This is a genomic window from Sneathiella sp. (assembly GCF_041689005.1).
GTDB lineage: Bacteria > Pseudomonadota > Alphaproteobacteria > Sneathiellales > Sneathiellaceae > Sneathiella.
Genome location: NZ_JBDNHC010000014.1, coordinates 62,968 through 68,967 on the forward strand (window position 1 = coordinate 62,968; position 6,000 = coordinate 68,967).

General features: G+C 51.6%; 7 protein-coding genes. 6 read left to right on the top strand and 1 reads right to left on the bottom strand.

All coding sequences use genetic code 11. The features are described 5' to 3' along the window. Window positions 1-3: 3 nt before the first annotated feature. From ACESNI_RS01670 to ACESNI_RS01695, 6 genes are all read left to right on the top strand, one after another. Window positions 4-939, top strand: coding sequence for a branched-chain amino acid ABC transporter permease LivH (locus ACESNI_RS01670; RefSeq protein ID WP_373084365.1), 936 nt, complete (start codon window positions 4-6; stop codon window positions 937-939). Beyond that, entirely contained in the window at window positions 939-2,276 is a 1,338-nt protein-coding gene (livM, locus tag ACESNI_RS01675; RefSeq protein ID WP_373084367.1) for a high-affinity branched-chain amino acid ABC transporter permease LivM, read from the top strand. Before ACESNI_RS01670 ends, livM begins: the two co-directional genes overlap by 1 nt. A 1-nt stretch (window position 2,277) precedes the next feature. After that, on the top strand, window positions 2,278-3,132 hold the full coding sequence (locus ACESNI_RS01680; protein ID WP_373084369.1) for an ABC transporter ATP-binding protein: 855 nt from the start codon (window positions 2,278-2,280) through the stop codon (window positions 3,130-3,132). Beyond that, window positions 3,129-3,857 (top strand): ABC transporter ATP-binding protein, encoded by a 729-nt coding sequence (locus tag ACESNI_RS01685; protein WP_373084371.1) that lies wholly within the window; start codon window positions 3,129-3,131, stop codon window positions 3,855-3,857. The genes ACESNI_RS01680 and ACESNI_RS01685 overlap by 4 nt, the downstream gene beginning before the upstream one ends. After that, the gene (locus ACESNI_RS01690) at window positions 3,858-4,199 is read left to right on the top strand and encodes a DUF6867 family protein (protein ID WP_373084373.1); all 342 of its coding nucleotides are present in this window, start codon (window positions 3,858-3,860) and stop codon (window positions 4,197-4,199) included. Between the two features lie 125 nt (window positions 4,200-4,324). Beyond that, window positions 4,325-5,431, top strand: coding sequence for a branched-chain amino acid ABC transporter substrate-binding protein (locus tag ACESNI_RS01695; RefSeq protein WP_373084375.1), 1,107 nt, complete (start codon window positions 4,325-4,327; stop codon window positions 5,429-5,431). 66 nt (window positions 5,432-5,497) lie between these two features. On the opposite strand, the gene ACESNI_RS01700 is transcribed toward ACESNI_RS01695, so the two are convergent. Next, a complete protein-coding gene (locus ACESNI_RS01700; protein ID WP_373084377.1) occupies window positions 5,498-5,854 on the bottom strand; it encodes a phosphate/phosphite/phosphonate ABC transporter substrate-binding protein in 357 nt (118 codons plus the stop codon). Window positions 5,855-6,000: the final 146 nt, after the last annotated feature.

Genomic DNA, 6,000 nt, shown 5'->3' on the forward strand with positions numbered 1-6,000 from the left:
TTGATGGAATATTTTGTACAGCAATTGATCAACGGCATTACGCTGGGGTCAATTTATGGTCTGATCGCAATTGGCTATACGATGGTCTACGGGATCATCGGCATGATTAATTTCGCCCATGGCGATGTATTCATGGTCAGTTCGTTTATTGCGCTTATTGTCATCACAGCGCTGGGCCTGACTGTTTCCACGGGGCTAGGGCTGACGATAGTGGCGCTTATCCTGGTCCTGGCGAGCGCGATGGTTATTGCCTCGGTATTCGGCTGGACGCTGGAACGTATGGCGTACAGGCCGCTCAGGGGATCGTTCCGGCTTGCCCCGCTGATTACCGCGATTGGTGTTTCAATCGTCCTTCAGAATTACATCCAGATTACGCAAGGTGCCCGGGTAAAGCCGTTGCAGCCGATAATTACCGGTGGCTATACGATTATGGAGCGGGTGGATGCAAACGGCGGTTTTGTCGTCCAGATATCAAATATGCAGATCATGATTATCGCGGTCACAGTTGTCCTGATGACGGTTTTCTCGCTGATAATCGCCAAAACCTCTCTCGGCCGGGCTCAGCGCGCCTGTGAGCAGGATCGCAAGATGGCCTCCCTGCTTGGCATTAATGTTGATCGGACCATCTCGATGACATTCGTGATGGGGGCTGCCCTCGCGGCGGTCGCCGGGTTGATGTTTCTGCTTTACTACGGTGTGATCGATTTTTTCATCGGCTTTGTTGCCGGTGTCAAGGCGTTCACAGCGGCAGTTCTTGGAGGGATCGGGTCATTGCCGGGGGCAATGCTGGGGGGGCTTGTGATTGGCCTGATTGAGACGTTCTGGTCGGCCTATTTCTCCATCGAATACAAGGACGTTGCGGCATTTTCAATGCTGGCCATCGTCCTCATTTTTCTGCCGCAAGGCTTACTCGGTAAGCCGGAGGTCGAGAAAGTATAATGACGGATATCAAGAACGAAGTCGTAAAGTCGCGCTGGCATCTTGATTTCAAGAAAGTCGGGAAGGACCTCGTGGTAACGGCGTTGCTGGCAACAGCCATATTCGGCTCTACTGTTGCCTTTAAAACCGTAACGGTTGAAGGGGGGCTTGCTCTCATCACCCGATTTGATGTGGCATTTTACATCATTGCGACCGTTGTTCTTGGCCGGCTTCTTTTGTGGTTGTTGTTCTGGAGCAGGTCGGCAGGTCAGCCAACCCAGGTTCTGCCGGGTAGCCTGAAGCATAATGTCGCCGGAATAATGTCTAAAATAGGTAAGGGATTTGCGCCTACGCTCCTCATATTTGCCCTTGTTTTTCCTTTTTTACCGTTCACAGACCGATATCTCCTTGATATGAGTATCCTGATTTTGACCTATGTGATGCTAGGCTGGGGATTGAACATCGTTGTCGGCCTCGCCGGCTTGCTTGATCTTGGTTATGTTGCCTTTTATGCAATTGGTGCCTATTCCTATGCGTTGCTAGCCCAATATTTCGGATTTTCTTTCTGGATGTGCCTGCCGCTCGCGGGCATCCTTGCAGCCTTCTGGGGGATAATCCTGGGTTTCCCGGTCCTCAGGTTACGCGGTGACTATCTTGCGATCGTCACCCTTGCTTTTGGGGAAATCATTCGGATTGTTCTCCTCAACTGGTACCAGTTTACCGGGGGCCCCGATGGTATTTCAGGAATACCCCGGCCAAGCTTTTTCGGGATCCCGTTTAACCGCAGTGAAGGCGGTTTCGCCGATATTTTCGGACTGGAATATTCATCCATTCATCGCATTGTCTTTTTATATTTCCTCATTCTCGCGCTGGCGCTGCTCACGAATTTCGTGACTAACCGGTTGCGCAGATTACCAATTGGCCGCGCTTGGGAAGCGTTGCGTGAAGACGAGATCGCCTGTCGGTCCCTGGGGCTGAACACGACGACGGTCAAGCTCACCGCCTTTGCCACAGGGGGCATGTTTGCCGGTTTTGCAGGCTCGTTTTTTGCTACGCGGCAAGGGTTCATCTCGCCGGAAAGTTTCACTTTCATCGAGTCCGCCCTCATTCTTGCGATTGTCGTCCTGGGCGGCATGGGGTCCCAAATAGGAGTGGTCATTGCCGCGGTTGTCATGATCGGTGGATTTGAGGTGTTCCGAGAGGCTGAGCAGTATCGCATGTTGATTTTCGGGCTTGCCATGGTCTTTATCATGATCTGGCGTCCGCGCGGCCTGATTTCGACACGTATTCCCTCGATTTTCCTTAAAGAGAGGAAAACCGTGTCTTCGGATATGGTTGCTCAAGGGGAAGGACACTGACATGACGGCAATAATCGAGAAACCGGTGCTGACCGTTGAGCATCTCAATATGCGTTTTGGCGGATTACTGGCCGTGGATAACCTGTCTTTTGATGTCGGCCGCCATGACATTACAGCGCTAATCGGACCGAATGGTGCGGGTAAAACAACTGTTTTTAACTGTATAACAGGCTTTTACAAACCGACAGAAGGCCGCATAACGACCCATCATGAGGATGGGAAGAAATTTCTGCTTGAGCGCATGGATGATTTCAAGATTCCGAAAATTGCGAAAGTTGCCCGTACGTTTCAGAATATTCGACTGTTTAGCGGCATGACCGTTCTTGAAAACCTGATGGTTGGGCAGCATAACCCGTTGATGCTGGCCTCGGGTTTCACGTTCGGCGGTATCATTGGGCTTAAAAGCTACAAGAAAGCCGAAAAGCAGGCGATAGAGCTGGCAAAATACTGGATGGAACAGACAGGGCTCACAAAACGCGCCGACGATGCGGCAGGGGATCTTCCCTATGGGGATCAGCGCAAGCTGGAAATTGCTCGTGCGATGTGTACAAAGCCAATCCTCCTCTGCCTTGATGAGCCGGCGGCCGGCCTGAACCCGCGAGAGTCAGAGGAACTGAATAGATTGCTTTTGTTCATCCGCAAGGAACGCGGCACGGGCATATTGTTGATCGAGCATGATATGAATGTGGTCATGGGTATTTCCGACCATATTGTCGTTCTTGATTATGGCAAGAAGATTGCTGACGGAACGCCCGAGGAAATTCGGAGTGATGCAAAGGTCATCGCGGCCTATCTCGGGGTCGATGATGAGGAAGTTGAAAGCGTTGAACAAGAGATTGAGGGGGTAACCTCATGACCGGTCAGCCGCTTCTCCAAATTCGTAATGTTGAAACCTTCTATGGGAAAATTCAGGCTCTTAGAGGGGTGTCACTTGATGTAAATCCTGGCGAGATTGTAACCCTTATTGGGGCAAATGGTGCCGGAAAATCAACGCTGATGATGACTATCTGCGGTGACCCAAGGGCGGCGCGGGGGCAGATCATATTCGATGGTCAGGATATCACCAATATGCCGACCCATGAAATTACGCGGATGAATATCGCCCAGTCACCGGAAGGGCGCCGGATTTTTGGACGGATGACGGTTACCGAAAATTTGATGATGGGCGCGACGACGTCTGACCCTACCTATTTTGACGAGGATCTTGCGCGTGCCTTCGAATTATTTCCCCGACTGAAGGAGCGCAAGGACCAGCGCGGCGGCACGCTTTCCGGTGGCGAACAGCAAATGCTGGCGATCGCACGGGCGCTCATGGCGCGCCCCCGGTTATTGTTGCTGGATGAGCCGTCGCTCGGGCTGGCCCCTCTGGTGGTAAGGCAGATTTTTGAGGTTATCCGGGAACTGAATGAAAAGGACGGCCTGACCGTTTTCCTTGTTGAACAGAACGCCTATCATGCCCTGAAGCTTGCCGACCGGGGACATGTGATGGTTAACGGCGAAATTACCATCAGCGGGACAGGCAAAGAATTGCTCGCCAGCGAAGAGGTGCGCGCTGCCTATCTTGAGGGGGGAGCACATTAAATGGGTATATTCTGGGAGAACAGTTTCACGACCTTCCTGTTTGTGACCGTGATTATCGGAGGAGGTGCGGGGTATCTTGCCGGCCGGTCGCTCGCGTCAAACTGGCGTCCGGTGCCTCAACTTATTTTTTATATGCTGTTATTGGGATTGGCTGTTCGTTTCTTTCATTTTGCCTTGTTTGAGGGAACGTTGCTGTCACTACAATATTATGTCGTCGACACGCTGGTGTTAATCGGCATTTCTCTATTGGGTTATCGCTTGACACGTGTAAGTCAAATGGTCGCTCAATATCGCTGGCTCTATGTCCGGTCCGGCCCGTTTACTTGGCGGGAAAAGCAATGATAGGTAATATTCTTGCGTAGATTCTTTGAAATCGCAAGACAATGACTTTGCAAGGATGATATGGTTTCATGGAGTTTAGCGTGAGTTGTAAGATTTCACACAAATTGGAACTGGGAGTATTATAGATGAAAAAAATTCTTCTTGCTGTATCGGCATTGTCGATGGGCATGATGTTCAGCACGGGCGCTGCCCTTGCGGATATAAAGATTGCAACGGCGGGTCCGATGACCGGCCAGTATGCAAGTTTCGGAGCCCAGATGAAGGCTGGTGCTGAACAAGCCGTTGAGGATATCAACGCGGCGGGCGGCGTAAATGGTGAAATGCTGAGCCTTGAAATTGGCGATGATGCGTGCGATCCGAAACAGGCTGTGGCTGTAGCCAACCAGATGGTGTCGAAGGGCGTTGTCTTTATGGCAGGCCATTTCTGCTCCGGCTCATCCATCCCTGCCTCTGCAGTTTATACAGAGGAAGGGATCATTCAGATTTCCCCGGCCTCAACCAACCCGAAGCTGACCGACGAAGGCGGACCGAATGTTTACCGCGTCTGCGGACGGGACGACCAGCAGGGTAAGGTTGCCGGTGCATATCTCGCTGAAGAAAGCAAAAAAGGCAAGAAAATTGCCATTCTTCAAGACAAGACCGCATATGGTAAAGGTCTGGCCGATGAAACCAAGGCATCCATGGAAGCTGCTGGCGGCAAGTCACAAATGTATGAAGCCTATACAGCTGGCGAAAAGGATTACACAGCACTTGTTTCGAAGATGAAACAGGAAAATATCGATATCGCCTATGTTGGCGGTTATCACACAGAAGCTGGCCTGATTGTCCGGCAGATGCGGGATCAGGGCATGAAAACCCAGCTCGTTTCCGGCGATGCCCTGGTGACCAATGAATATTGGTCAATCACCGGTGACGCCGGCGAAGGTACGTTGATGACCTTCTCTCCGGACCCCCGTAAAAATGCGGGCGTTGAGGACCTGGTGGAGAAATTCCGTGCAAAGGGGATCGAGCCTGAAGGGTACGTTCTTTACACCTATGCCGCCGTGCAGGCATGGGCGCAAGCCGCTACAGCAGCTAAATCCGTTGATGAACAAGCTGTTATCAAAGCGCTCAATACTGGCGAATTTGATACAGTTCTGGGCAAGCTCTCCTTCGATGACAAGGGCGATGTTACCCTGCCGGGCTATGTCTGGTATGAATGGAAAGACGGCAAATACGATTATAAATCGTAAGTGAAATAATATTTCAGGGGCCCGGAAGTCTGACTTCCGGGCCTTTTTTATTGGCTTGACGTCAACCTAGATTGTAATTGTCGGGGCGGCTGTGATGATTTCGTATCTGTTCTTGATAATCTGGTAATCCGTATCTTGCGTCGCGGCGAAGCCCATAAGCAAGAGATCCTCCCGAATGCTTTCTTCCAGTGACGCCATTGCGTCAATCACCGCGAGATGGATTTGATCAACGTCACGCGCCGAACGCCGGGCCGAGATGTAGGGAAGTCCCGGTGTCGGGTTCGTTGTTTTTATAACACGCAGGGTGGCAGCGGCGGGCTCATGCCGTTTTGCCAATTCCCAACTCACAGCATCGATTGCCGCTACATCGACCGTGCCATCAGCGACGGCCTGAATGGATTTTCGGTGGGATCCGGTTTTCATCTAGTGGTGGAGGGCGCAGGGCAAAAGCGCATCTGTTTTCATTTGATAGTAAAAGGCCGCGAAGCCGGATTGCGACAGCTTGTCATTATACCCGAAACGGGCGTCTGCCAGGTCGGTCAGCTTATTGAATTTACTTTCGTCGCGGA